The sequence below is a fragment of the Mycobacterium sp. genome, from assembly GCF_046091765.1.
Lineage (GTDB): Bacteria > Actinomycetota > Actinomycetes > Mycobacteriales > Mycobacteriaceae > Mycobacterium.
On record NZ_JBJTCF010000033.1, the window covers coordinates 1 to 25146 of the forward strand.

Annotated in this window: 31 protein-coding genes; 23 read left to right on the top strand and 8 right to left on the bottom strand. The window is 68.8% G+C overall.

What is annotated here, in order from left to right; translation table 11 throughout:
• Positions 1 to 10: 10 nt before the first annotated feature.
• Positions 11 to 142, top strand: a complete 132-nt coding sequence (locus ACKOB8_RS02865) for a DUF7340 domain-containing protein (RefSeq protein ID WP_526375507.1) — start codon at positions 11 to 13, stop codon at positions 140 to 142.
• Positions 143 to 405: 263 nt separating this feature from the next.
• On the top strand, positions 406 to 1212 hold the full coding sequence (locus ACKOB8_RS02870; protein ID WP_526375436.1) for a bestrophin-like domain: 807 nt from the start codon (positions 406 to 408) through the stop codon (positions 1210 to 1212).
• A gap of 403 nt (positions 1213 to 1615) precedes the next feature.
• On the opposite strand, the gene ACKOB8_RS02875 is transcribed toward ACKOB8_RS02870, so the two are convergent.
• Positions 1616 to 2497, bottom strand: a complete 882-nt coding sequence (locus tag ACKOB8_RS02875; RefSeq protein ID WP_526375438.1) for a D-alanyl-D-alanine carboxypeptidase family protein — start codon at positions 2495 to 2497, stop codon at positions 1616 to 1618.
• Positions 2498 to 2553: 56 nt separating this feature from the next.
• Between ACKOB8_RS02875 and ACKOB8_RS02880 the strand changes: the two genes are divergently transcribed.
• The 5 genes from ACKOB8_RS02880 (at position 2554) to trmD (ending at position 5154) form a co-directional block, all read left to right on the top strand.
• On the top strand, positions 2554 to 2967 hold the full coding sequence (locus tag ACKOB8_RS02880) for a nuclear transport factor 2 family protein (RefSeq protein WP_526375440.1): 414 nt from the start codon (positions 2554 to 2556) through the stop codon (positions 2965 to 2967).
• Between the two features lie 142 nt (positions 2968 to 3109).
• Positions 3110 to 3676, top strand: coding sequence for a 30S ribosomal protein S16 (gene rpsP, locus ACKOB8_RS02885; RefSeq protein WP_526375442.1), 567 nt, complete (start codon positions 3110 to 3112; stop codon positions 3674 to 3676).
• Positions 3677 to 3683: 7 nt separating this feature from the next.
• Complete coding sequence (locus ACKOB8_RS02890; protein ID WP_526375444.1) at positions 3684 to 3923, top strand: RNA-binding protein; 240 nt, start codon at positions 3684 to 3686, stop codon at positions 3921 to 3923.
• A gap of 12 nt (positions 3924 to 3935) precedes the next feature.
• Positions 3936 to 4460 (top strand): ribosome maturation factor RimM, encoded by a 525-nt coding sequence (gene rimM, locus ACKOB8_RS02895; protein WP_526375446.1) that lies wholly within the window; start codon positions 3936 to 3938, stop codon positions 4458 to 4460.
• A gap of 1 nt (position 4461) precedes the next feature.
• Positions 4462 to 5154, top strand: a complete 693-nt coding sequence (gene trmD, locus ACKOB8_RS02900) for a tRNA (guanosine(37)-N1)-methyltransferase TrmD (RefSeq protein ID WP_526375448.1) — start codon at positions 4462 to 4464, stop codon at positions 5152 to 5154.
• Between the two features lie 4 nt (positions 5155 to 5158).
• Here the strand turns inward: trmD and ACKOB8_RS02905 are convergent, their stop codons facing one another.
• Together ACKOB8_RS02905 and ACKOB8_RS02910 are read right to left on the bottom strand one after the other, a co-directional pair.
• Entirely contained in the window at positions 5159 to 5926 is a 768-nt protein-coding gene (locus ACKOB8_RS02905; protein WP_526375450.1) for an SDR family NAD(P)-dependent oxidoreductase, read from the bottom strand.
• Between the two features lie 9 nt (positions 5927 to 5935).
• Positions 5936 to 6829, bottom strand: a complete 894-nt coding sequence (locus tag ACKOB8_RS02910) for a serine hydrolase (protein ID WP_526375452.1) — start codon at positions 6827 to 6829, stop codon at positions 5936 to 5938.
• Between the two features lie 248 nt (positions 6830 to 7077).
• On the opposite strand from ACKOB8_RS02910, the gene rplS reads away from it, so the two are divergent.
• The 7 genes from rplS (at position 7078) to dprA (ending at position 12461) form a co-directional block, all read left to right on the top strand.
• Positions 7078 to 7419, top strand: a complete 342-nt coding sequence (rplS, locus tag ACKOB8_RS02915) for a 50S ribosomal protein L19 (RefSeq protein ID WP_526375454.1) — start codon at positions 7078 to 7080, stop codon at positions 7417 to 7419.
• A gap of 63 nt (positions 7420 to 7482) precedes the next feature.
• Positions 7483 to 8295, top strand: coding sequence for a signal peptidase I (gene lepB / locus ACKOB8_RS02920; RefSeq protein WP_526375456.1), 813 nt, complete (start codon positions 7483 to 7485; stop codon positions 8293 to 8295).
• Between the two features lie 14 nt (positions 8296 to 8309).
• Positions 8310 to 9056, top strand: a complete 747-nt coding sequence (locus tag ACKOB8_RS02925) for a ribonuclease HII (protein ID WP_526375458.1) — start codon at positions 8310 to 8312, stop codon at positions 9054 to 9056.
• Entirely contained in the window at positions 9053 to 9358 is a 306-nt protein-coding gene (locus tag ACKOB8_RS02930) for a DUF2469 family protein (RefSeq protein WP_526375460.1), read from the top strand. Before ACKOB8_RS02925 ends, ACKOB8_RS02930 begins: the two co-directional genes overlap by 4 nt.
• 93 nt (positions 9359 to 9451) lie before the next feature.
• Positions 9452 to 9817: a YraN family protein gene (locus ACKOB8_RS02935; RefSeq protein WP_526375462.1), complete on the top strand. Its 366-nt coding sequence runs from the start codon at positions 9452 to 9454 to the stop codon at positions 9815 to 9817.
• Positions 9817 to 11328: a YifB family Mg chelatase-like AAA ATPase gene (locus tag ACKOB8_RS02940; protein WP_526375464.1), complete on the top strand. Its 1512-nt coding sequence runs from the start codon at positions 9817 to 9819 to the stop codon at positions 11326 to 11328. Before ACKOB8_RS02935 ends, ACKOB8_RS02940 begins: the two co-directional genes overlap by 1 nt.
• A gap of 14 nt (positions 11329 to 11342) precedes the next feature.
• Positions 11343 to 12461 (top strand): DNA-processing protein DprA, encoded by a 1119-nt coding sequence (gene dprA, locus ACKOB8_RS02945; RefSeq protein WP_526375509.1) that lies wholly within the window; start codon positions 11343 to 11345, stop codon positions 12459 to 12461.
• Here dprA and ACKOB8_RS02950 read toward each other — a convergent pair.
• Complete coding sequence (locus tag ACKOB8_RS02950; RefSeq protein ID WP_526375466.1) at positions 12458 to 13693, bottom strand: sensor histidine kinase; 1236 nt, start codon at positions 13691 to 13693, stop codon at positions 12458 to 12460. The genes dprA and ACKOB8_RS02950 overlap by 4 nt on opposite strands.
• 76 nt (positions 13694 to 13769) lie before the next feature.
• On the opposite strand from ACKOB8_RS02950, the gene ACKOB8_RS02955 reads away from it, so the two are divergent.
• Together ACKOB8_RS02955 and ACKOB8_RS02960 are read left to right on the top strand one after the other, a co-directional pair.
• Entirely contained in the window at positions 13770 to 14417 is a 648-nt protein-coding gene (locus tag ACKOB8_RS02955) for a response regulator transcription factor (RefSeq protein WP_526375468.1), read from the top strand.
• Between the two features lie 66 nt (positions 14418 to 14483).
• Complete coding sequence (locus tag ACKOB8_RS02960) at positions 14484 to 15404, top strand: tyrosine recombinase (protein ID WP_526375470.1); 921 nt, start codon at positions 14484 to 14486, stop codon at positions 15402 to 15404.
• Here ACKOB8_RS02960 and ACKOB8_RS02965 read toward each other — a convergent pair.
• Entirely contained in the window at positions 15352 to 15891 is a 540-nt protein-coding gene (locus ACKOB8_RS02965) for a M23 family metallopeptidase (RefSeq protein WP_526375473.1), read from the bottom strand. The two genes, ACKOB8_RS02960 and ACKOB8_RS02965, sit on opposite strands and share 53 nt — an antisense overlap.
• A gap of 273 nt (positions 15892 to 16164) precedes the next feature.
• Here ACKOB8_RS02965 and rpsB point away from each other — a divergent pair, with 273 nt between their 5' ends.
• From rpsB to rlmN, 7 genes are read left to right on the top strand one after another with little or no spacing between them, the layout of a single operon-like run.
• The gene (rpsB, locus tag ACKOB8_RS02970; protein ID WP_526375475.1) at positions 16165 to 17043 is read left to right on the top strand and encodes a 30S ribosomal protein S2; all 879 of its coding nucleotides are present in this window, start codon (positions 16165 to 16167) and stop codon (positions 17041 to 17043) included.
• Position 17044: 1 nt separating this feature from the next.
• Entirely contained in the window at positions 17045 to 17860 is an 816-nt protein-coding gene (gene tsf / locus ACKOB8_RS02975) for a translation elongation factor Ts (protein ID WP_526375477.1), read from the top strand.
• A gap of 11 nt (positions 17861 to 17871) precedes the next feature.
• Positions 17872 to 19281 (top strand): amidase, encoded by a 1410-nt coding sequence (locus tag ACKOB8_RS02980; protein WP_526375479.1) that lies wholly within the window; start codon positions 17872 to 17874, stop codon positions 19279 to 19281.
• 52 nt (positions 19282 to 19333) lie between these two features.
• A complete protein-coding gene (gene pyrH / locus ACKOB8_RS02985; protein WP_526375482.1) occupies positions 19334 to 20074 on the top strand; it encodes a UMP kinase in 741 nt (246 codons plus the stop codon).
• A gap of 33 nt (positions 20075 to 20107) precedes the next feature.
• Positions 20108 to 20665, top strand: coding sequence for a ribosome recycling factor (frr, locus tag ACKOB8_RS02990; RefSeq protein WP_526375484.1), 558 nt, complete (start codon positions 20108 to 20110; stop codon positions 20663 to 20665).
• 24 nt (positions 20666 to 20689) lie between these two features.
• On the top strand, positions 20690 to 21523 hold the full coding sequence (locus ACKOB8_RS02995) for a phosphatidate cytidylyltransferase (protein ID WP_526375486.1): 834 nt from the start codon (positions 20690 to 20692) through the stop codon (positions 21521 to 21523).
• Entirely contained in the window at positions 21523 to 22623 is a 1101-nt protein-coding gene (gene rlmN / locus ACKOB8_RS03000) for a dual-specificity RNA methyltransferase RlmN (protein ID WP_526375488.1), read from the top strand. The genes ACKOB8_RS02995 and rlmN overlap by 1 nt, the downstream gene beginning before the upstream one ends.
• Here rlmN and ACKOB8_RS03005 read toward each other — a convergent pair.
• From ACKOB8_RS03005 to ACKOB8_RS03015, 3 genes are all read right to left on the bottom strand, one after another.
• Entirely contained in the window at positions 22620 to 22871 is a 252-nt protein-coding gene (locus tag ACKOB8_RS03005; RefSeq protein WP_526375490.1) for a DUF2631 domain-containing protein, read from the bottom strand. The two genes, rlmN and ACKOB8_RS03005, sit on opposite strands and share 4 nt — an antisense overlap.
• A gap of 44 nt (positions 22872 to 22915) precedes the next feature.
• A complete protein-coding gene (locus tag ACKOB8_RS03010; RefSeq protein WP_526375492.1) occupies positions 22916 to 24262 on the bottom strand; it encodes a cryptochrome/photolyase family protein in 1347 nt (448 codons plus the stop codon).
• A gap of 132 nt (positions 24263 to 24394) precedes the next feature.
• A complete protein-coding gene (locus ACKOB8_RS03015; protein WP_526375495.1) occupies positions 24395 to 25078 on the bottom strand; it encodes a fasciclin domain-containing protein in 684 nt (227 codons plus the stop codon).
• Between the last annotated feature and the right edge of the window lie 68 nt (positions 25079 to 25146).

A 25146-nucleotide genomic window follows, 5' to 3' on the forward strand; every position in this document is an offset into this window, starting at 1 on the left:
GTCGGTGCGCGTGCCCGCCCTGCAGCTGGTCGCGGAGAAGGGGTGTTCGTGCTTAGCGTGCGGGACCAGCTGGGCGCCGGACAGGTATTTGTTCCTGTGCCGGCTGCTGGGTTTCGCGCTGCCCGCCGGGGTGTTGGAGTAGGAAGACCGGCCAGCGCGATCTCGGGGGGAGGTGGGCGCTGGCCGGTCTAACGGTTGATGTTGGTGGGCGCAGCCCCCGCACCGCAATTCACTATCCTCGACCATCTCGTCGACCGGCTCCGGGCGCTCAGCGCGACAGGCGAATTCGACGACGACTGCGCCCTGGTGCGGCTAACATTTCCCTGACCGGTTGCACAATTTTTAGTCTGGCTTCCCCCGCTAACACCCGCCGGCATCGGCGCCAACACCTCGGAGTCGTCAGCCATGCCCGTGCCGCTCGCGATCGCGATCGTTGTCGGCACGATCGTTCTCGGATCGGGTCTCTTCATTCTTTTCGCCCGCCGCAGCCCGGAAGGTGGCCGCGAAGACCGCACACCCACCAACGTCTATGCGGTGACTGCGGGGGCCATGTCGCTTCTGATCGCCTTCACCATGTCGCTGACCTTCGACAACTTCAGCGACGCCCAGCGTGCTACCCATCAGGAGGCAGGTCAACTGCTGGCCATGTCTCGCGCCGCCACTTTCATGCCCGCGCCGACGCGTGATGCGCTTCGGGATCAGCTTGTCTGTTACATCGATGCCGTCGCCCAGGACGAATGGCCGTCGATGCGCAGGGGCAGTTCGACGGCGGTCCCCTCGGTGCTAGACATCGTCTCGAAGATGGACGCGATTTTGGCGCAGAATCCGACGCTCGCCGGGCCGGGCGTCTCGCTATGGGAGAACGCCAACACGGATCGCTCAGATGCCCGAATCGAGCGTCTACTGCTCGCGAAGTCATTCGTGCCGCCATTGTTGTGGGTGCTGCTCATTCTCGGTTCGATCATCACCATCGGTTCGCTCTTCGTCGTCGCCGACCGTTCCAAACCGGGCTGGGGACATGCACTGGTGATCGTCGGGCCGTTGTTCATCGCCTCCACGGCTCTGGTCGTGATCGCTTTTTTCAGCCATCCCTATGAGGCCACGCCCGGCGGCGTTTCGCCGGAGCCCCTGTTATTCGCCAAAAACGTCATCACGACCGAACACATGGGTGACGTTCCGGTGGCTCGCTGCGGACAGCAGGGCGCCAGCTGAGGTCCGCGACCGCTTTTCCGCTGTGGGGGCGTTTTGCTTCACTACCGCACCCCGGGAATGTTTTCGCAAGTTCGTAAACACCACTTGCTGAAAACGTTCTGGGTGGGGGAGCCGGGCTGGCGGGATGAGCAGTTCCCCGACGGCACCGTGCGCTGGACATCGCCGACCGGCCGGGTCTACACCACGTTGCCCGGTAGTCGACTGTTCTTTCCGGCCTGGGACAGCGCGACCGGAGATCTCGGGCAGTTATCGCGACCGGCCCAGCCTCCCGAAGCGAGAGATCTGGGTATGCCCTTGCGAAAACGTACCCGGATCGCCGAGAGGGCCCGCAGGATCCGGCGCGAGCGGGCTCTCAACGCTGCGCATCTCGCCGAACGTGCTCAGCCCCCGCCGTTCTGAGAGCTCACAGTGTCGCCACGGCCTCGTATCTGTTTTGGGCGAAGCCCCAGTCGAAGAGCATCGCCGCCTGATCCCAGTAGGTCAGACCGCCTTCACGGACCAGGCCGTACATCATCGCGATGATCAGTCGGCGGCCGTCGCGTTCTGCCAGTCCGACGAAGGTCTTACGGGCGGCGTTGGTGAATCCGGTCTTGCCACCCATCGCACCCGGGTAGCGCACCAGCAGCTCATTCTGGTTGATGAGCGGCTGATCGCCAGATGCGGTGGGAAACAGCGCAGTCGGCTGGGAGGTGATCTGGGCGAAGACCGGATTGGCCATCGCCGCGCGGAAGATCACCGCGAGGTCGTGCGGGGTGGTCCAGCCCGGGCCATCGGGACCGTCGAGTCCGGAGGGGCTGGTGGCGTGGGTGTTGGTCGCCCCGACCGCGACAGCCTTGGCGTTCATCTTCGCCACCGTGGCGTCGAACCCGCCGAGCATGTCGGCCAGGGCGGTGGCGGCATCGTTGCCTGACACCAGCAGCAGACCGTCAAGCAGCTGCCGCACGGTGTAGGTGTGGCCCGGCTTGACGCCGGCGCAGTTGCATTCGACGCGGGTGTCAGCGGGGTCGGCGACCATCGTGGAGTCGGGGCCCAGCTCGTCGAGCACGACCAGCGCCAGCAGCGTCTTGATCGTGCTGGCCGGCGGGTGCGGGACGTACATGTCGCGGCCAGCCAGCACCTGGCCGCTGTCGGGGTCGGCCACGATCCACGACGGCGACGGGCCCTCGGGGATGGGCATCGACCCGGCCGGCTGGATGCTGGGGTCGGCCGACGCGCTCGGGGTCGCGGCGGCAGCGCCGACGAGGAGGGACAGAGAGGCCGCGACGGCGGTGAGGAGCCTGACCATGGGCCAGCAGCTTAATCGCTGCTGCGCCGGTGGTTCGGCAGTGTTGAATCAGACGCATGCTCAGCCTGGCGGAGATGTCGGATCGGCTGGAGATCCAGCAACTGCTGGTGGATTACGCCACTGCGATCGACCAGCGCCGATTCGATGACCTGGACCGGATCTTCACGCCGGATGCCTACATCGACTACCGCGCGATGGGCGGGATCGACGGGGTCTTCCCCGAGGTGAAGGCCTGGCTGGCGAAGGTCCTGCCCAACTTTCCCGCCTACTACCACCTGCTGGGCAACTTCGACATCAGGGTCAACGGAGACACCGCAACCAGCCGCACGGCCTGTTTCAACCCGATGCAGTTCGCCGGCGGTCAGATTCTGTTCTGCGCCCTGTGGTACGACGACGAGTTCGTCCGCACCCCCGATGGCTGGCGGATGGTGCGGCGGGTGGAGACGAAGTGCCTGGATAAGCTGGTGTGAGGCCCTGGGAGCGGACCGCCCGATTACCGCTCGCAGCGCCCGATCTGGCAGAATCGGCCCCTGGCCACGCGAGGCAAAACCGGATTACGGCATCCCGCCGTCGATTGCTGAATTGCAGCGTGCGACACAGGAGAGTTCTTTCATGTCTGTCAAGATCAAGCTGACAAGGCTCGGCAAGATCCGCAATCCCCAGTACCGCATCGCCGTCGCCGATGCCCGCACCCGCCGCGACGGCCGTTCCATCGAGATCATCGGCCGCTACCACCCCAAGGAAGAGCCGAGCCTGATCGAAATCGACTCCCAGCGCGCGCAGTACTGGCTCTCGGTCGGCGCCCAGCCGACCGAACCGGTGCTCAAGCTGCTCAAGATCACCGGTGACTGGCAGAAGTTCAAGGGCCTCCCCGGTGCCGAAGGCACGTTGAAAGTCAAGGAGCCCAAGCCCAGCAAGCTGGATCTGTTCAACGCCGCCCTGGCTGCCGCCGACGGCGCGCCCAGCGGCGAGGCGACTCAGCTCAAAAAGAAGAAGGCTCCGGCGAAGAAGGCACCGAAGGCGGCCGAAACCGCGGAGGACACTGCGGAGGACACTGCGGCAGACACCCCGGCAGACACCCCGGCGCCGGCTGCCGAGGCCTCTGAGGAGCCCGCCGCCGAGGCCGAGCCCGCGCCTGAAGCCGAGCCGGCCGCTGAGGCCGAGCCGGCCGCGGAGTGAGCGCCCGATGAGCGATGTCGTGGAGGCCGTCGAGCATCTGGTCCGGGGGATCGTCGACAATCCCGAGGATGTCCGGGTGACCATGGTCACCAACCGTCGCGGCCGGACCGTTGAGGTCCACGTGCATCCCGAGGATCTGGGCAAGGTCATCGGACGCGGCGGTCGCACCGCGACCGCACTGCGAACCCTGGTGGCCGGCATCGGTGGTCGCGGCATCCGCGTCGACGTGGTGGACACCGACCAGTAACGTCGGGCACCTATGGAACTGGTGGTCGGGCGGATCGCCAAGGCGCACGGTATTGCCGGCGAAGTGGTCGTCGAAGTCCGCACCGATGACCCCGAGTCGCGTTTCGTCAACGGAAAGACGCTGCTGCTGAAGGATCCCCGTGGTGGGACTCAGCGCGAGATGGTCATCGAGTCGGTCCGGCCGCACGGCGGGCGACTGCTGGTGCGGTTGGGCGGTGTCAGCGATCGGAACGGCGCCGATGAGCTGCGCGGGAGACTGTTCGTCGTCGACTCCGCCGATCTGCCGCCGATCTCCGACCCCGACGAGTTCTACGACCACCAGCTGGAGGGTCTGCGCGTGCGTACCGTCGCAGGCGCGGAGGTCGGCGATATCGCCGAGGTGTTGCACACACCGGCCGGGGAGCTACTCGCGGTGCGCACCGAGTCCGGGGCCGAGGTGCTCATCCCGTTCGTCACGGCGATCGTCACCTCGGTGTCGCTGGCAGACCGGCTGGTGGAGATCGATCCGCCGGAGGGCCTGCTGGAGTTGGAGTCCTGACGTGCGCATTGATGTCATCACGATTTTCCCCGGGTATCTCGATCCGGCTCGGCAGGCATTACCGGGCAAGGCGATCGAGAACGGCATCGTCGAGTTCGCCGTCCACGACCTACGACGCTGGACTCACGACGTGCACCACTCCGTGGACGACGCACCCTACGGGGGCGGGCCCGGCATGGTGATGAAGGCGCCCGTCTGGGGAGATGCCCTCGACGAGGTGTGCACTCCGGACACCCTGCTGGTGGTGCCGACGCCCGCGGGGGCGTTGTTCACCCAGCAGACCGCACAGCGCTGGGCGAGTGAGAGCCACCTGGTGTTCGCGTGCGGCCGCTACGAGGGAATCGACCAGCGTGTTGTCGTCGACGCCGCTACCCGGATGCGGACCGAAGAGGTGTCGATCGGGGACTATGTGCTCGCCGGTGGCGAAGCCGCCACCCTGGTGATGATCGAGGCGGTCGTCCGGCTGCTACCGAACGTGATGGGGAATCCGTCTTCGCACCAGGACGATTCGCACTCGCCGGACAACATGGGTCTGCTTGAGGGGCCCAGCTACACCAGGCCGCCGGAATGGCGGGGACTGGTCGTACCGGAGATCCTGCTGTCCGGGGACCACGCCCGGATCGCAGCATGGCGACGGGAGCAGTCGCTCCAGCGGACCCGAGAACGACGGCCGGATCTGCTGGCCGAGGACTGACCGCTCAGCGGCCCTTGTCCATCAGTCGGCCGGTGACTGCGATGAGCACCCGCCGGGGAACGGTTCTGGTGAGTACCCGTGCGGTGAACGCATTGGCGGTGCCGTCGACGAAGCTCGGCTTACCGCCGCCCAATTCGCGCATCGTGTGCTCCACCACCTGCTTGGCGGATCGTTTGACGCCGACAGCAGCCGACTCGCCGGCGACGTCGAAGAACTCGGTCGCCGTCGCACCCGGACACACCGCGAGGACCCGGATCCCGTGGGGTTTCTCTTCGGCCCACAGCGCTTCGGTGAAGGACAGCACGAAGGCCTTGGTGGCACCGTAAACCGCCATCTGAGGTACCGGCTGGAAAGCCGCGGTGGACGCGATGTTGATGATGGTTCCCCGCCGCCGGTTGCGCATCGCGGGTAGGTAGCGCACCGTCAATCCGACCAGGGTGGTGCAGTTCAACTCGATCTCGTTCTCCAGTCGCACCGGATCGGCGGCGGCGAACTCCCCGTGAGTGCCGAAACCGGCATTGTTCACCAGGACGTCGATGTCGATTCCGAGGTTCGTTGTGCGCGAATGCAGTTCAGCAGCAGCTCCCGGTGCCGACAGATCCTGCGCGATGACGGTGACCTCGACACCGTGGCGTGATCGCAGCTCGTCGGCCAGCGCAGTCATGGCCTGTTCGCGGCGCGCGACCAGAACGAGATCGTGGCGCTGCGCGGCGAACTGCCGGGCGAACTCCGCGCCGAGTCCGGCCGAAGCGCCGGTAATCAGTGTCGCCATCGCGGCGGGTCAGATCCGTCCGCCGGGGAACATGTTCTTGATGGTCTGCGTGATCGTGTTGCGTGCGGTCGCTTCATCGACGGGCTGCATCGAACCGATCGCGATCACGTAGCGGTTGCCCGGTCCGACGACACCGGTTGACATGTGCAGCCAGTTGGGGCCGTTCCAGCAGCACATCCAACCCTGTTTGACGGCGACCGGCTCGGCGAAGAGTCCGTCGGGGATTCCGAATCGCTGCGGATACCCGTCGATGCCGAGCGGGGTGGAGGCGGAAAGGTCGGAGAGAATCGTCTCCGCCTGCTGGCGCGGAAGACCGCCGCTGCCGTCGAGCAGCTTGTCGTAGTAGCGCACCAGATCGCCGACAGTGCTCATCGTCGTCCACCAGTTGCCGTCGTAGGGAGGCGTCGTGCTGGTGAGGCCGTAGCGGGCAACGACGCGCGAGACGATGGCGTTGCCGCCGCCGCGTGCCCAGAAGGTGTTTGCGGCGAAGTCGTCCGACGACCTCAACATCGCGTCCAGCCCGCGGCGGTCATCGGGACTCAGCCTGGTGCGTTGCTGGACGGTCTGCATCAGCAAGTCGTCGGCGATGAAGAGTTTGGCCACCGAGGCGAGCGGGAAGGCGGCGCCGTCGCCGCCGCTGATCACCCGCCCGGTTTGGCGGTCGAGGAATTCGAAGCTGACGTCCGCGTCGTGCTGTTGCGCGTCGGCGATCGCGTCCGCGGCGAGGATGTCCAGATTCACCAGGGGTCCCGGCGGGGCAGCCGGGGCGTCCACCGCGGCCTGGGGTCCGGACGCCAGCAGAGCCACCCGGGGGGTGTGGGAAGCGGCCGAGGAGGCGCCCAGGAGCAAGCCTGCCGCCACCACAGCGGTGCCGGTGAGCAGCACCGACGGCTGACGTCGCATTTTTCGCTCCCTGATAGGCCGGATCGGCACGCTTAGGGTAGCCGTTTTCGGGCCGGGTTCGCGCTATCGGCGGGTCGGGTCGCGCGTCGTGCGATTTCCTCCGAAGAGGCCTGATCTGGCACAATAGGCGCACGACCGGGGCATACGGTCCCGCCGGCGGGCATCACGCCTGCTGCGACAGCCCCACCAGCGACTTCGGGCCCGGCCCGGAATCTGCCAGCACCTCGACAGCAAGGGAGCGCCACCCCATGAACACCCTGGACTTCATCGACCAGGAATCGCTGCGCGACGACATCCCCGCCTTCGGCCCCGGCGACACCGTCAGCGTCCACGTGAAGGTGATCGAGGGCAACAAGCAGCGCATCCAGGTCTTCAAGGGCGTTGTGCTGCGCCGCTCCGGTGGCGGAATCCGCGAGACGTTCACGGTGCGCAAGGAGAGCTACGGCGTCGGGGTTGAGCGGACCTTCCCGGTGCATTCGCCCAACGTCGACCGCATCGAGGTCGTCACCCGGGGCGATGTCCGCCGGGCCAAGCTCTACTACCTGCGCGAGCTGCGAGGCAAGAAAGCCAAGATCAAGGAGAAGCGCTGAGCTTCGACATGGGTCGGGGAGAAGCGCTGAGCTCGGCGCCCGCGCCGGGGCTACGCTAAGCCCGTGACCGCCACCGAGGACTCCGGCCGCTCGGATCGCGCCGTCGAAGACGGTGCCCCGGACGAGGACGGCAAGGGCAAGGGAAAGAAGCGTTCAGCGCTGCGCGAGGGAGCGATCCTCGTCTCGATCGCTCTGATCATCTACTACGTCACTCTCACCTTCGTCGCCCGGCCCTATCTGATCCCGTCGGAGTCGATGGAGCCGACGCTGCACGGCTGCAAGGGCTGTGTCGGTGACCGGATCATGGTCGACAAGCTGACCTACCGGTTCGGAACGCCGCAACCCGGGGACGTGATCGTCTTCAAGGGTCCGCCGAACTGGAACGTCGGCTACAAATCCATCCGTTCCGACAACGTCGCCTTGCGCTGGGTGCAGAACACGCTTTCCTTCGTCGGATTCGTGCCGCCCGACGAGAACAATCTCGTCAAGCGCATCATCGCGGTCGGCGGTCAGACCGTGCAGTGCCGCGCCGACACGGGCCTCACCGTCGACGGCAAACCGCTCACCGAACCCTACCTCGACGCGACGACGATGATGGCCGACCCGGCCGTATATCCCTGCCTGGGCAATGAGTTCGGTCCGGTGCAGGTCCCAGAGGACCGGCTGTGGGTGATGGGGGACAACCGGACCCACTCGTCGGACTCCCGCGCGCACTGCACCAGCACCCCGGCTGAGGCACAGAAGGGCGTGCTGTGCACCGGTGACCCCGTCACGGGCACCGTCCCGGTGGACAACGTCATCGGTAAGGCCCGGTTCATTGCGTGGCCGCCCTCCCGATGGGGCGGCATAGTCTCGGTCGACCCCCAGCAGGGCTGACTGTGCCGCCGACGATGTGGCCACCGCGCACGGTCATCCGGCGAGCGGCGGGACTGCGGACCCTGGAGTCGGCGCTCTACCGCAATGGTCTGGGCCCGGTTGCCGGCGTCGACGAGGTGGGACGCGGCGCGTGTGCCGGTCCGCTGGTCGTGGCGGCATGCGTGCTCGGCCCGAACCGGTTCGACAGCCTGGCAACGCTGGATGACTCCAAGAAGCTGACCCCGGCCCGGCGCGCGGAGTTGTTCCGGCTCATCCGGCGTTATGCGCTCGCCCACCATGTCGTCTTCATCAGTGCCGCCGAGGTCGACCGCCGGGGTGTCCATGCGGCCAACATCGAAGGGATGCGTCGCGCGGTGGCGGGGTTGTCGCTGCGGCCCGGATACGTGCTCTGCGACGGGTTCCGGGTGCCTGGTCTTTCCGTCCCGTCGCTGCCGGTGCCCGGCGGTGACGGCGCGGCGGCCTGCATCGCGGCAGCCAGCGTGCTGGCCAAAGTCAGCCGTGACCGGCTCATGGCGGCGATGGACCGGGAACACCCGGGCTACGGCTTCGCCGAGCACAAGGGCTACAGCACCCCGGCGCACGGGGCGGCCCTGGCCGAACTGGGTCCCTGCGGTGAACATCGGAGATCCTTCATCAACGTCCGCCGAGTCGCGGGGGATCGGCCCGGGATAGTTGAATACGTTTATCGGGGCATAGATCGGGGCTCAAATCGGGGCCCAGCCGATGAGGCCGGTTCGACAGAAGGACAGCTGAGTCAATGAGTGCCGAGGATCTCGAGAAGTACGAAACCGAGATGGAGCTCTCGCTGTACCGCGAGTACAAGGACATCGTCGGGCAGTTCAGCTACGTCGTGGAGACTGAGCGCCGCTTCTACCTCGCCAACAGCGTGGAGATGGTGCCGCGCAACACCGAGGGCGAGGTCTACTTCGAACTGCGTCTGGGTGACGCCTGGGTGTGGGACATGTACCGGCCCGCGCGGTTCGTCAAGCAGGTCAGGGTGATCACCTTCAAGGACGTCAACATCGAAGAGGTGGAGAAGCCGGAGCTTCGGCTGCCCGAGTAGGCCGGCTGTGCATCAACGGGCCTGTGTGGATAACCCCGGCGTGGCTGCATCGGCGTAACAGCCGGTGTCGGGTGCGCAGCGCAGGCTCGCCCCGTGACCACGATCAGCCGCAACGAACTGGGCGCACTCGGTGAGCAGGTTGCCGTCGATCATCTGCTCGCACTCGGCCTGAGCATCCTGGCGCGCAACTGGCGCTGCCGCTACGGAGAGCTGGACGTCATCGCCGCCGAGAACGGCGACACGGTGGTCTTCGTGGAGGTCAAGACCCGCACCGGCGACGGGTTCGGCGGATTGGCCGAGGCGGTGACGCCGCGCAAGGTGCGCCGGCTGCGGCGGCTGGCCGGGCTGTGGCTGGCCGCTCAGGACCGGCGCTGGCATAACGTGCGCATCGATGTGGTCGGGGTGCGGATCGGCCGGCAGCGCACACCCGAGGTGACGCACCTGCGGGGAGTCGGCTGATGGCGCTCGGGCGGGCGTTCTCGGTCGCGGTCCGCGGACTCGACGGCGACATCGTTGAGATCGAGGCCGACATCTCCGGGGGTCTGCCCGGATTCCACCTGGTTGGGCTGCCCGACGCGGCCGTCCAAGAGTCCCGCGACCGGGTCCGCGCCGCCGTCACCAACTGCGGCAACACCTGGCCGATGTCTCGGCTGACCGTGGCCTTGTCCCCGGCGTCGTTGCCCAAGGCGGGATCGATGTACGACATCGCACTGGCGGCCGCGGTGCTCTCGGCGAACCGCAAGCAACCCTGGCACCGACTGGAGAAGACCGTGCTGCTCGGTGAACTCGCCCTCGACGGAAGGGTCCGGCCGGTACGGGGCGTGCTGCCGGCGGTGCTGGCGGCCAAGCGCCAGGGATGGGCTGCGGCGGTGGTGCCCGCCGACAATCTCGCCGAGGCCAGTCTGGTCGACGGCATCGACGTGCTGGGGGTGCGGGGTTTGCGGCAGCTGCAGCACTGGCTGGACTCGGGTTCGGGGCTGCAGCCGCGGATCGACCATCCGGCCCCGGTGCGCGAGCACGGGGTTGATCTGGCGGATGTCATCGGACAGGTTCAGGCGCGCTTCGCCGTCGAAGTCGCCGCCGCAGGCGCCCACCACTTGATGCTGACCGGTCCGCCCGGTGTCGGCAAAACCATGCTGGCCCAGCGACTTCCAGGCCTGCTGCCGGATTTGGGCGAGAGCGAAGCGCTGGAGGTGACGGCTATTCATTCAGTCGCCGGCGCGCTCGCCGAACGTACGCCGCTGATCACCAGGCCGCCGTTCATCGCCCCGCATCACTCCTCAAGCGTGGCGGCCTTGGTCGGCGGCGGTACGGGCCTGGCCCGGCCGGGAGCGGTCAGCATGGCGCACCGGGGCGTTCTGTTTCTCGACGAGTGCGCCGAACTTCGGATCAGCGTGCTGGAGGCGATGCGAACGCCCCTGGAGGACGGCGAGATCCGCATCGCCCGGCGTGACGGGGTAGCCCAGTATCCGGCGCGCTTCCAACTGGTCGCGGCGGCCAATCCCTGTCCCTGCGCCCCGGCCCGGGAGAGCGACTGCACCTGCTCGTCGCTGCAGAAACGCCGCTATCTCGGCAAGCTGTCCGGACCGCTGCTCGACCGGGTGGACCTGCGGGTGCAGTTGCACACCGTGCGGGCCGGAGCGTTCGCCCCCGATGCCGCGGAGAGCAGTGATGTCGTGCGCCGGCGGGTGTCGCAGGCCCGGGCAGCCGCAGCCGAACGCTGGCGGCCGCATGGCTTCACCACCAACGCGGAAGTGAGCGGCGCCGTGCTGCGCCGGCACTTCCGGCTCAGTTCGGCGGCCATGGCGCCGCTGAAGACCGCACTGGACCGAGGCCTGATCAGCAACCGCGGTCTGGACAGGTCGATGCGGGTCGCCTGGACGCTCAGTGACCTGGGTGGCCGGACGGTGCCGGGGCCCGACGAGGTGTCGTTCGCCTTGAGTTTTCGGCAGCCGGACCGACATCCGTGAGCGAGCGAGAAGAGATGGCGCGGTCGTGGGCATACCTGTCCCGGGTGGCCGAACAGCCGTGTGCCGAACTGGCCGAACTGATTTCCGGCATCGGCGCGCAGGAGGCGGCGGAGCGCGTCCGTCGCGGTGCGGTGGGCCCGGAACTGCTGCGCAGCACGGAGGCGCGACGCGACATCGACTGCGCGGCCGACGATCTTGATCTGCTCGACCGACGCGGCGGCAGGCTCGTCACTCCCGACGACGACGAATGGCCGACACTGGCATTTGCGTCCTTCGGCGGTATCCCACTGCGCGACAAGCCGCAGGGTCATCCGCCGCTGGCGCTGTGGGTGATCGGCCCGCTCCGGCTCGACGAGGTGGGTGAGCGCGCAGCCGCGATCGTCGGCACCCGGGCCTGCACCGCGTACGGCGAGCATGTTGCGGCGGAGATCTCGGCCGGGCTCGTCGAGCGTGACATCGCCGTCGTCTCCGGCGGCGCCTACGGTATCGACGGCGCCGCGCACCGGGCCACCCTGGCCGCCGACGGGGTGACCGTCGCGGTGCTGGCCGGTGGGCTCGATGTGCTCTACCCGGCCGGGCACTCCGCGCTGCTGCACCGGGTCGGCCAGACCGGTCTGCTGGTCAGCGAGTACCCGCCAGGCGTGCGGCCGGCGCGGCACCGATTCCTGACCCGCAATCGGCTGGTCGCGGCCCTGACGCGGGCGACGGTCGTCGTCGAGGCCGGTGTGCGCAGTGGGGCGGCCAGCACCGCGGCGTGGGCGCGGGCGCTGGGCAGAGTGGTGTGTGCGGTGCCCGGGCCGGTCACGTCGGCTTCCTCAGCCGGCTGCCATGCGCTGCTTGCCCAGGGGGCGGAACTGGTGACCCGGGCCGATGAGGTCCGCGAGGTCGTCGGCCGGGCAGGTGAATTCGCCGACCAACTCTACGGACCCACCACCGCGCTGGATGGGTTGACCGACATCGAGCGCCAGGTCTACGACGCCCTTCCCGCGCGCGGCGCCAGTACGCCTGATCAGATCTCAGTCGCCTCGGGAATGGCCGCAGCCCGGGTGCTCGGATCGCTGGCGATGCTGGAGATCGCCGGTCTCGTGCAGCGTCAGGACGGACGCTGGCGGCTGGCCCGCAAACCCGGCTAGCCCAGGGCGGCCGCGGGGCGGGCGGCGTCGGCCAGCGGCACAGTGACGGCGACATGGGTGCCGGTCGGTGCATCGAGGAAGGACATCGAACCCCCGGCGGCCTCGATCCGTATTCGCTGGGAGGCGAGCCCGATGTGACCCTCGGCGAGGCGGCGCGCGGCCTCGTCCGTGCACACCCCGATCCCGTCATCGGCGACGTCGAGGTGGCACACGCCGTCGACCTCCTTGAGGGTGAGCGTCGCCCTGGTCGCCCGCGAATGCCGCACGACGTTGGAGAGCAGCTCGCGCGCGACGCCGAAGACCAGGGGATCGGTGTCGTCGGGTCGAGGGTAGTCGATGTCCACGGTGATATCGATGCCGGAACGATCGGACTGGGTGGCCGCGAGCTGAGTCAGGGCGCGGGCCAAGCCGGCTCCGGCCAACACCGCGGGATGCAGTTCGAAGGTCGCCTCGCGCATTTGCGCGGTCGCCTCGCGCAGTCCCTCCAGGGCGCGGTCGAGTCCTTCGTCGGGGTTTCGCTTGCGGGCCGCGACGATGTCCTGGCGGGCCATCAGCACCGATTGCAGCGGACCGTCGTGGAGGTACTCCGAGATGACGCGGCGCTGCTCGTCGGACGCGCTGATCGCGTCGATCAGCAGCGCCTGGCGCGAGGCGGTCAGGTGCGCGATCTCGTCGATGTGGCGGGCCTGCGCGTAGACCGCCAGCCACACGGTGCAGCACAGGAAGACGAAGACCACACACACCAGGGTCATCCGGCCCGGCCCGATCTGCTCGCGCATCACCGGGTCGGTGGAGATCTCGAAAGTGAAGATCGCCGCGATCGCCACCAGCACCAGCGTGGCCCGCCGCCACGAGACGTCGAGCACCACCATGACCGGCAGCAGCGTCAGGGCGAGCAGCGGGACGTAGGCGCCGTCCGGGCAGGACAGTTTGAAAGTGAGCACCATCGCCACGTCGATGACGACCAGCACCAGCTGCAGGCGGGACAGGTTTGCCGAGGAGGCCAACGCGCGCCCGCGGGCGCTGAACAGTATCGCGGCTGTGCAGATCGCCACCAGCAGGTACAACCACGGTATCGGCGCGTAGGCGGGCCAGCGCGGACGCAGGCCGACGTGAGCGGCGACGATCATCACCACCGCCACGCCGAGGCGCACCAGCGCGACGATCCTCAGCGCGTTCAGTTCGTAGGCGTGGCGGATCCGGTCGAGCTCGGGCAGTTCCACGGGAGACACCTTCCGACCGTAACCGGTGGATCAACTGGGGCTGTGAAACGATTACCACCGGCAGCACAGCAGCTGAGGAGCAGGTATGCCGAGACAGTCGGAACTCGTCACCGTGGTGGTCGGCGACGACCACCCGATGTACCGGGCCGGGGTGGTGCGGGCGATGAAGGACACCGGCCGCATCAACGTCGTCGCCGAGGTCGGCGACGGCCGGGCCGCGCTGGAGGCGATCCGCGAACATCAGCCGGCGGTGGCGGTGCTGGACTACCGGATGCCCGAACTGGACGGACTCGCGGTGGCCCAGGCGGTGGCCCGCGACGGCCTGCCGACCCATGTCCTGATCCTGAGCGCGACCGAGGACCCCGCGACCGTGTACGAGGCCCTGGCCGGCGGCGCGGCCGGATACCTGACCAAGGAATCCGATCGCGACGAGATCGTGGCCGCGATCATGAGCTGCGCCCGCGGCGACGGCTATGTGCCCACCGAGGTGGCCAGCGGCCTGGCCAACGAACTCCGGCAGCGATCGCGCGGAGACGCGACCCTGCTCTCCCCCCGGGAGACCGAAGTCATCAAGATGATCTCCGAGGGACTCTCGGTGCCCGACATCGCGGCGCGACTGCACCTTGCTCCGACGACGGTGCGGACCCACGTCCAGCGCCTCTACGAGAAGCTCGGGGTGTCCGACCGTGCGGCTGCCGTCGCCGAGGCGATGCGGCGCCGACTGGTGGAATAGCGGTTCGCGCCCGGACACGCCCGGCGGCTGACGGCATCCCGGCGGCCGGTCTGCGACGGTAGGGGGGTGGACCGCCGCCCCGACTACGCCGAGATTCTCGACGCCTACGCTGATCACCTTGCGCTGGAGCGCGGCCGCTCCGAGCACACCCGGCGGGCCTACCTGACCGATCTGCGCTCGCTGTTCGCCTTCCTCGACGAGCGCGCCCCCGGTGCCGGGCTCGACGCCCTGTCGCTGCCGGCGCTGCGGTCCTGGCTGGCCGCCCAGGCCGCCGCCGGTGCGGCCCGCACGACGCTGGCCCGACGCACCTCTGCGGTCAAGACCTTCACCGCCTGGGCTGTGCGCCGCGGCCTGCTGGCCGCCGACCCCGCCAACCGGCTGCAGTTGCCCAAGGCGCGGCGCACCCTGCCCGCGGTGCTGCGCGCCGACCAGGCCGCGGCGGCGATGGACGCCGCCGACCTCGGCGCCGAGCAGGGTGACCCGCTGGCGCTGCGCGACCGCCTCATCGTCGAGCTGCTCTACGCCACCGGGATCCGGGTGAGCGAACTGTGCGGCTTGGATCTCGACGACGTGGACACCGACCGGCGCGTGGTGCGGGTGCTGGGCAAGGGCAACAAGCAGCGCACCGTTCCGTTCGGCAGGCCGGCGTCAGCGGCGCTGTCGGCCTGGCTGGCCGGCGGCAGGCCGGCGCTGGCCGGTGCCGGTTCCGGCGCGGCGCTGCTGCTGGGTCCGCGCGGTCGCCGGCTGGATCCGCGGCAGGCCCGCACCGTCGTGCACCAGACGGTGTCGGCCGTCGACGGGGCGCCGGACATCGGTCCGCACGGGCTTCGTCACAGTGCCGCGACCCACCTGCTGGAGGGCGGCGCGGACCTGCGGGTGGTCCAGGAACTGCTCGGCCACTCCAGCCTGGCCACCACCCAGCTCTACACCCACGTCACCGTCGCCCGGCTGCGCGCCGTGCACGATCAGGCCCATCCGCGGGCCTGACGGCCAGCGGTTTGAGCCGTATCGGCGTGGTCTGCACCAGCCCCAGCGGGTCGAGGTAGTCGGCGCGGGCGGCGGGACCCCACATCGCACCCCAGTGCAGGCAGGCTGCCACCGGGCAACCGGGGTGCCCGGCGATCAGCCGGCCCAGCGGCGCGCCGTCGGCCAGTGACTGCCCGGGTGCCACCGCGGCCTCGACCGGCTCGTAGCTGGTCCGAAGTCCGCCCGGATGGTCGATCGACACCACCGGCCGCCCGGCCAGCAGGCCGGCGAAGACCACGGTGCCGTTCGCGGCGGCGTACACCGGCTGACCGGGGACACCGGCCAGATCCACTCCGCGGTGGCCGCGCTGCCAGTCCGGAGCGGGGGCGTCGAAAACCCGGGTCACCGTGGGTGTGCCCGGCCGCAGCGGCCACTGCAACCGCACGCCCTCGGCATGCCCGGCCGGGGCCAGGGCCAGCAGCACGCCGAAGAACACTGCGAAGCGCATCCGTCCAGTTCAGCGTGATCGACCCCGGTGAGCGTTGCGGGCACCGGCCGATTGGGGATCGGCACGGCGCTGTGTGTAAACTCAGGATCTGCAGTTCGCATCAGCGGATTGACTTCGCGCGCCTGTAAGCAGTGTCGATTGTTTCGAGTCGACAGATGCCGCGCACGCCGGTTGGTCCCGCCGAAAGGCGGGTCGGCGTGGGCGCAGGCGCCAGGGCCCGGCGTCACCCGATGCCGGGCGACAACCGACGACTCCACAAGGACTGGCCAAATCATGGCTGTTGTGACCATGAAACAGCTGCTCGACAGCGGCACCCACTTCGGGCATCAGACCCGGCGCTGGAACCCCAAGATGAAGCGGTTCATCTTCACCGACCGCAATGGCATCTACATCATCGACCTCCAGCAGACCCTGACCTACATCGACAGGGCCTACGAGTTCGTCAAGGAGACGGTCGGCCACGGCGGCAGCGTGCTGTTCGTCGGCACCAAGAAGCAGGCCCAGGAGTCCATCGCCGAGGAGGCCAAGCGGGTCGGCATGCCCTATGTCAACCAGCGCTGGCTGGGCGGCATGCTCACCAACTTCGCCACCGTGCACAAGCGGCTGCAGCGCCTCAAGGAACTCGAGGCGATGGAGCAGACCGGGGGCTTCGAGGGACGCACCAAGAAGGAGATCCTGGGTCTGACCCGGGAGAAGAACAAGCTCGAGCGCAGCCTCGGTGGCATCCGCGACATGAACAAGGTGCCCTCGGCGGTGTGGGTGGTCGACACCAACAAGGAGCACATCGCCGTCGGCGAGGCCCGCAAACTGGGCATCCCGGTCATCGCGATCCTGGATACCAACTGCGACCCCGACCTGGTCGACTATCCGATCCCCGGCAACGACGACGCGATCCGTTCGGCCGCGCTGCTCACCCGGGTCATCGCCTCCGCGGTCGCCGAGGGTCTGCAGGCCCGCGCCGGACTCGGCGGGGACAAGCAGGAGGAGGCCGAGCCGCTGGCCGAGTGGGAGCAGGAGCTGCTGGCCAGTGCGGCCATCGACGCCGCACCGGCGCCAGACGCTGCCCCAGACGCTGCCCCCGTCGCTGAACCGGTCGCCGCCGAATCCGCATCCGGAGCCAGCGCCGGAACCACCACCGTCACGGAGGGCTGAGATGGCTGACTACACCGCCGCCGATGTCAAGCGGCTTCGCGAGGTGACCGGCGCCGGCATGCTGGACTGCAAGAACGCGCTGGCCGAGAACGGCGGCGACTTCGACAAGGCGATCGAGGCGCTGCGGATCAAGGGCGCGAAAGACGTCGGCAAGCGCGCCGAGCGGTCGACCGCGGAGGGTCTGGTGGCCGCCAAAGCCGGCGCCCTGATCGAACTGAACTCCGAGACCGACTTCGTCGCCAAGAACGCGGAGTTCCAGGGACTGGCCGAGCAGATCGTCGATGCCGCACTGGCCGCCAAGGCCACCGACGTCGACGCCCTGAAGAGCGCCAAGATCGGCGACAAGACCGTCGAGCAGGCCATCGCCGAACTGTCCGCCAAGATCGGCGAGAAATTGGAACTACGCCGCGTGCAGTACTTCGACGGCAACGTCGAGACCTACCTGCACAAGCGGGCCGCCGACCTGCCCCCGGCCGTGGGCGTGCTGGTGGAGTTCGAGGGATCCGACCGCGACGCCGCGCACGCCGCAGCCCTGCAGATCGCCGCGCTCAAGGCGCGTTACCTCACCCGCGAGGATGTCCCCGAAGACGTCGTGGCCGACGAGCGCCGCATCGCCACCGAGACCGCCAAAGCCGAGGGCAAGCCCGAGCAGGCACTGCCCAAGATCGTGGAGGGTCGGATCACGGGGTTCTTCAAAGACCACGTGCTGCTCGAGCAGCCGTCGGTGTCCGACGGCAAGAAGAGCGTCAAGGCGCTGCTCGACGAGGCGGGTGTCACCGTCACCAGGTTCGTCCGCTTCGAGGTCGGTCAGCCCTAGAGCGCCCGGCCATGAGGCATGTGAACGCGTTTCGCGATGACGCCCTCGGCGACCTCGACGCTGTGGCTGCGGTCGACGCCCTGCGGACCGGCCGGGTGTCGGCAGCCGAGCTGGTCGAGGCCGCGATCGCCCGCACCGAGGCGGTGAATCCCGCCCTCAACGGGCTGGCGCACGACACCTTCGAGCAGGCCAGAAAGCGTGCGACGGCCCGCCAGGGCGGGTACTTCGACGGCGTGCCGACCTACATCAAGGACAACGTCGACGTCGAGGGCATGCCCACCATGCAAGGGACCGACGCCTGGGAGCCGCGTCCGCTGCCGGGCCACGGCGACTTCGCCCGGTTCTTCCTCGCGACCGGCCTGATCCCGTTGGGCAAGACCCAATTGTCGGAGTTCGGGTTCAGCGCCTCGGCCGAGCATCCCCGCCTCGGCGCGGTGCGCAACCCGTGGGACACCGACTACACCGCCGGAGCGTCGTCGTCGGGATCGGGTGCGTTCGTCGCCGCCGGCGTGGTGCCCCTCGCCCACGCCAACGACGGGGGCGGCTCGATCCGCATCCCGGCGGCCTGCAACGGACTGGTCGGCCTGAAACCCTCGCGTGGTCGCCTGCCGCTGGACAAGCTGGCCCGCCAGATGCCGGTGCGACTGGTCAACGACGGCGTGCTGACCCGCTCGGTGCGCGACACCGCGGCGTTCTACCGGGAAGCCGAGCGAATCTGGCGCAACCGCAGACTTCTCCCGGTCGGCGCGGTCACCGGACCGGGCCGGGACCGGTTGCGGGTCGCGGTGGTCACCCGATCGGTGAACCGGGATTCCAGCCCGGCCGTGCGTGAGCTGACCCTGCAGACCGCGGCGTTACTCGAGCAACTGGGACACCGTGTCGAGCATCTGGACCGCACCCCGGTGCCGAGTTACTTCGCCGACGACTTCCTGTTGTACTGGTCGCTGCTGGCGATGACGCTCGTCCGCTCCGGGAAGCGCACCTTCGGCCCGTCCTTTGACCGGAGCCGGCTGGACAACCTCACACTGGGACTGGATCGCCACGCCAGCCGCAATCTGCACCGGATGCCGGTGGCGATCACCCGGCTGGGCAGACTGCGGCGGCTGAGCGCGCGGTTCTTCCGCGACCACGACATTCTGCTGACCCCGACCCTGGCTGACCAGACCCCGCGCATCGGACACCTCGACCCGACCGCGGACTATCAGGAGGTCATCGACCGGCTGACCGACTGGGTGGCCTTCACCCCGCTGCAAAACGCCACCGGCGACCCGGCGATCTCGCTGCCGCTGACCCAGGACGCCGCCGGGATGCCGGTCGGCATGATGCTGGCCGCGCCGATGGGCCATGACCGACGGTTGCTCGAGCTGGCCTACGAGCTTGAGGCGGCTAAGCCCTGGCCGCCGATCACCACTACCGGGTAGGACGCGCGACCCCCCGCCGGGCTGCAGGCGCGGATGAGGCAGGATTGTCGCCATGGGCGAGGGCAGCAACGGGTCCGCGGCGCTGCGGCCGAACTACTCCCGGGTGCTGCTCAAGCTGGGCGGTGAAATGTTCGGCGGCGGCGCGGTCGGCCTGGATCCCGACGTGGTGGCCCTGGTGGCCCGTCAGATCGCTGAGGTCGTTCGGGCGGGCGTCGAGGTGGCCGTCGTGATCGGCGGCGGCAACTTCTTCCGCGGCGCACAGCTGCAGCAGCGCGGCATGGAACGCACCCGCTCGGACTACATGGGCATGCTCGGCACGGTGATGAACAGCCTTGCGCTGCAGGACTTCCTGGAACGGGAAGGCATCGTCACCCGGGTTCAGACGGCGATCACGATGGGCCAGGTCGCCGAACCCTATCTTCCGCTGCGGGCGCGCCGGCATCTGGAGAAGGGGCGGGTGGTGATCTTCGGCGCCGGTATGGGGCTGCCGTACTTCTCCACCGACACCACCGCAGCGCAACGCGCGCTGGAGATCGGCGCCGAGGTCGTGCTGATGGCCAAGGCGGTCGACGGGGTCTTCACCGACGACCCCAGGCTCAACCCGGCCGCGCAACTGCTGACCGAGATCAGCCACCGCGAGGTCATCGACCGCGGCCTGCGGGTCGCCGACGCGACGGCCTTCAGCCTGTGCATGGACAACGGGATGCCGATCCTGGTCTTCAACCTGCTGATGGACGGCAATATCGCCCGAGCCGTCGCGGGTGAGAAGATCGGGACGCTGGTCACGAGTTGAGATGATGCCGAGTCATGATGAGGAGCGACGAGGATGATTGAAGAAGCGCTCTTCGATGCCGAGGAGAAGATGGAAAAAGCCGTGGCGGTCGCCCGCGACGACCTTTCTTCGATCCGCACCGGGCGGGCCAATCCCGGCATGTTCTCCCGGATCGTTGTCGACTACTACGGTTCGCCGACCCCGATCACGCAGCTCTCCAGCGTCAACGTGCCCGAGGCGCGTCTGGTGGTCATCAAGCCCTACGAGAACGGTCAGCTGCGCGCCATCGAGGAGGCTATCCGCAATTCCGATCTGGGGGTCAACCCCACCAACGACGGCAACGTGATCCGGGTGGCGATCCCGTCGCTGACCGAGGAGCGTCGGCGCGAACTGGTGAAGCAGGCCAAGGCCAAGGGAGAGGACGCCAAGGTCTCGGTGCGCAACGTGCGCCGGCGCGCGATGGAGGAGTTGCACCGCATCCGCAAGGACGGGGAGGCCGGCGAGGACGAGGTCGGCCGTGCCGAGAAAGACCTCGACAAGGTGACTCACACCTATGTGGGACAGATCGAGGAACTGGTCAAGAACAAGGAAGGCGAACTGCTGGAGGTCTGAGGACCCTCCGGCAACGTCGCGCCCGTGTCCGACACCACACCGTCTCGCGCCGGTCGCAACCTGCCCGCCGCGATCGCGGTCAGCCTGGCGCTCGGCGGCATGGTCATCGCGACCCTGGTGTTCGCGCCGCGTGGCTGGGTCCTGATGGTGGCGATCGCCATGGCGGTGGCGACCCACGAGGTGGTGCGCCGCCTGCGCGACGCCGGCTATGTCATCCCGCTGATCCCGCTGCTGCTCGGGGGCCAGGCGATGGTCTGGCTGACCTGGCCGTTCGGCGCAACCGGTGCGCTGGGCGCGTTCGGCGGAACGGTCCTGGTCTGCCTGACCTGGCGGCTGTTCGGCGAGGGTCTGCGCAACCAGCCGGTCAACTACCTGCGCGATGCGTCGGTCACCGTGTTTCTGGCGGCGTGGATCCCGCTGTGCGGGGCCTTCGCCGCACTGCTGGTCTATCCGCCCGACGGGTACGCGCGCGTCTTCGCCCTGATGCTCACAGTGGTGTTCTCCGACGTCGGCGGGTACGCCGCCGGGGTCCTCTTCGGCAAGCACCGGATGGTCCCGGCGATCAGCCCGAAGAAGTCCTGGGAGGGACTCGCCGGCTCACTGGTGTGCGGCACCACCGCCGCGGTCCTCGCGGTGGCGTTCCTGATGGACAAACCCGCCTGGGTCGGTATTCCCCTGGGCCTGATGCTGGTCGCCACGGCCACCCTCGGCGACCTGGTCGAGTCCCAGGTCAAGCGCGACCTCGGCATCAAGGACATGGGAACACTGCTGCCCGGGCACGGGGGTCTGATGGACCGTATCGACGGAGCGCTGCCCTCAGCGGCGGCCACCTGGATCGTCCTGAGCCTGCTGGCCTGATGCCCGAGTTGGTCTTCGACGCACCGCGCCGGGCTCTGCCCGCACGGCACTTCGCCGACCTCGACGCCGACGAGCGCGTCACCGCCGTTGCCGAACTCGGCCTGCCGGCCTTCCGGGCCTCCCAGCTCGCGAAGCAGTATTACGGGAGGCTGGTCGCCGATCCGCACCAGATGACCGATTTGCCGGCCGCGGTCCGCGATGCGGTGGCCGGCGCGTTGTTCCCGCCTCTGCTCTCAGCGGTCCGCGAGATTGAGTGCGACGGTGGCGAGACCCGAAAAACGCTGTGGCGCAGTCCCGATGGCACCACCTTCGAGTCGGTGCTGATGCGCTATCCGCAGCGCAACACAGTCTGTATCTCGTCCCAGGCCGGCTGCGGGATGGCCTGTCCGTTCTGCGCCACCGGACAGGCGGGGCTGACCCGCAACCTCAGTACGGCCGAGATTCTGGAGCAGGTGCGCGCGGCCGCGGTCACCGTGCGCGATCGCTTCAACGACAGGCTGTCCAACGTGGTCTTCATGGGGATGGGCGAGCCACTGGCGAACTACGCGCGGGTGGTCGCAGCGGTGCGGCGCATCACCGCTGCGCCGCCCGACGGCTTCGGCATCTCGGCGCGGTCGGTGACGGTGTCGACGGTGGGTCTGGCGCCGGCGATCCGAAAGCTCGCCGACGAACACCTCGGTGTGACGCTGGCGGTGTCGCTGCACACCCCGGACGACGACCTGCGCGACACGCTGGTGCCGGTGAACAACCGCTGGAAGGTTGACGACGTTCTGGATGCGGCGCGCTATTACGCCGACGCGACCGGGCGGCGGGTCTCGATCGAGTACGCGCTGATCCGCGACGTCAACGACCAGCCGTGGCGGGCCGACCTGCTGGGCCGGGAGTTGCACCGGGTGCTGGGCCCGCTGGCGCACGTGAACCTGATTCCACTCAACCCGACGCCGGGCAGCCGGTGGGACGCCAGTCCCAAGGAGGTCGAGCGGGAGTTCGTGCGCCGGGTGCGCGCGCAGGGTGTCTCCTGCACCGTTCGCGACACCCGCGGACGCGAGATCGCCGCCGCGTGCGGTCAGTTGGCGGCCGAAGGCGGGTCCGGACGCTAGCGCAGCAGCTTGCGCCGGCGCAGCCACCAGTCGCGGACGATCACCCCGGTGGTCAGCGCCGCGAACGCGATCAGGAACCAGTTCTCGACGTGGCCGATGTGGTTGCCGTGCATCATGCCGAGCAGGAAGACGACGATGAAGATCCCCAGGGCATACCAGGTGCGGTGGGTGATCTTGCTCCACCCCCAGGACGCCGACGGTACCTCGGCGGGGTCGACCTCGTAACGATCGATTTCGGTGCTGACCATGACGGCTCCTGTCCTGTCCCTGCCGTCATTCTGGCACAGCCGGCTCAGCCGATCAGGCCATAACGGCGCAAGGCCTCGGCCCGCTCGGCTGCGTGGTCGACGATCGGCTCCGGGTAGTCCCCGGGACGTCCCGACTTGAGTCGATGGACATCCGCGGTCTCGGCCAACTCGGGAACCCAGCGCCGCACGTAGGTCCCGTCCGGGTCGAACTTCTCGCCCTGCGCGGTCGGATTGAAAACCCGGAAATACGGCGCGGCGTCGGTGCCGGTCCCGGCACACCATTGCCAGCCGTGCTGATTGCTGGCCACGTCGCCGTCAGCGAGCTGCTCCATGAACCAGCGCGCTCCCCACTGCCACGGCAGGTGCAGATCCTTGACCAGAAACGACGCCACGATCATCCGGACCCGGTTGTGCATGAAACCGGTCTGGCTCAGCTGACGCATCCCGGCGTCGACGATCGGATACCCGGTCCGTCCCTGCTTCCAGGCCTCGAAAGCCGCTTCGGCCTGCGGGCCGGTCTCGACCTCGATGGCGTCGAACTTCGGATTCCAGTTCCGCCAGGCACTGTGGGGCCAGCGGTAGAGCACCTCGGCGTAGAAGTCGCGAAACGCCAACTCCCGCAGGTAGGCCGCGGACCCCGAGTCGCGCAGATCAAGGCTCGCCGCCATCGTCCGGGGGTGAATCGTGCCGAACTTCAGGTGTGCCGACATGCGGCTGGTCCCCGGCGTGCCAGGCAGGTCGCGGTCGCTCGCGTAGCGCCCGACGCCGTCGGCCGTGAACTGCGCCCACCGTGCCAGTGCTTCCGCCTCGCCCGCGGGCACATCGAGGGCCGCGCCCGGATCGGGGGCGTCGATGCGCGCCGGCAGGCCGGTGAGGGCGTCGGGGTCGATCCACTCGGCGCTGCCGGCTCCCGACCGGGCGGGCTCGCGCCAGCCGACCTCGCGCCAGCGGGCGAAGAACGGGGTGAAGACCTTGTAGGGGCTGCCGTCGTCCTTGGTGACCCGGCCCGGTGAGACGAGGTACGGAGATCCGGTCGCGATCAGTTCGGCGCCCGCGGCGGTGAGCTGGGCCCCGACCGCGGCGTCGCGTCGAAGCCCGAACGGGCTGAAGTCCGCCGAGATGTGCACCGCGCTGGCGTCCGCCGCCCGGCAGACCCGGGGGATCAGATCCTCGGGACGGCCCCGCACGACCAACAGGCGTCCGGCCAGGACGTCGGACAGGCAGCGCAGCGAGTCGCCGAGGAACTGCAGCCGCCGTGCACCCGCGGACGCCTCCAGCCGCGGGTCCAGCACGAAGCAGGCCAGGACGGCCGGATCGCCGCCGACGGCCTCGGCGAGTGCGGGCAGGTCCTGCAGTCTGAGGTCGCGGCGAAACCACAGCAGCACAGGCATGGCCCTATGCTGCCCTGCGGTGGTCCCGGTGACCAGGCCGGGCCACCCCGGGGGCGCGGCCAGGGCGACGTGAAGGAGAGGCGCGTCGCCCTGGCCGGCCGATGGGGGTAGCCGGTGGGGGGTTGCCGGGCCTTACGGCGTCGGCGTGGCGGTCGCGGCCGGGGTCTCCGGCGCGGCCGGCGGGGTCAGCACCGTGTCGATCAGGTACAGCGTGGCATTGGCCGTCTTGATGCCGCCGCAGACGACGCCGGCGTCGTTGACTTTGAGGTCATTGCCCGACCCGGTCACCTCGAGGTTGGCACCCTGGACGGTGGCGTGCGTGCCGACCACCTGCGCCGGGCCGGCCTGCGCCGGGACGACGTGGTAGGTCAGGATCGAGGTCAGCAGGGCGGCGTCGGTCTTGAGCTTGTCGACGGTCGCGGTGTCCAGCTTGGCGAACGCGTCATCGGTCGGGGCGAAGACGGTGTACTCGCCGGTATTGAGGGTCTCGACCAGGTTCACGTCCGGGTTGAGCTTGCCCGACAGAGCCGAGGACAGCGTGGTCAGGACCGGGCTGTTGGAGGCTGCGGTCGCGACCGGGTCCTTGGCCAGGCCCTCCACCGATCCCGGACCGGTGGGCACCTTCTCCGCATAACCCGCGCATCCCGCGCCCACGAGGTCACCGGCGGCGGGAGCGGCCGCGGCCGTGGTCGTGGTCATCGCCGACGTGGCTTCGGAGGCAGTCTCCTTGGCTTCCTTGGTGGCGGAGGAACATCCGGCCAGGGTCAGAGCGGTGACGGCGGCCAGGCCAACGACAGTGAAGGTTGAGCTTTTCATAGGTCGATCTCTCCTTGCGACGAGTTGATGCGGCCGCGATCGACGGCCACACCCCGATCTTCGTCGCG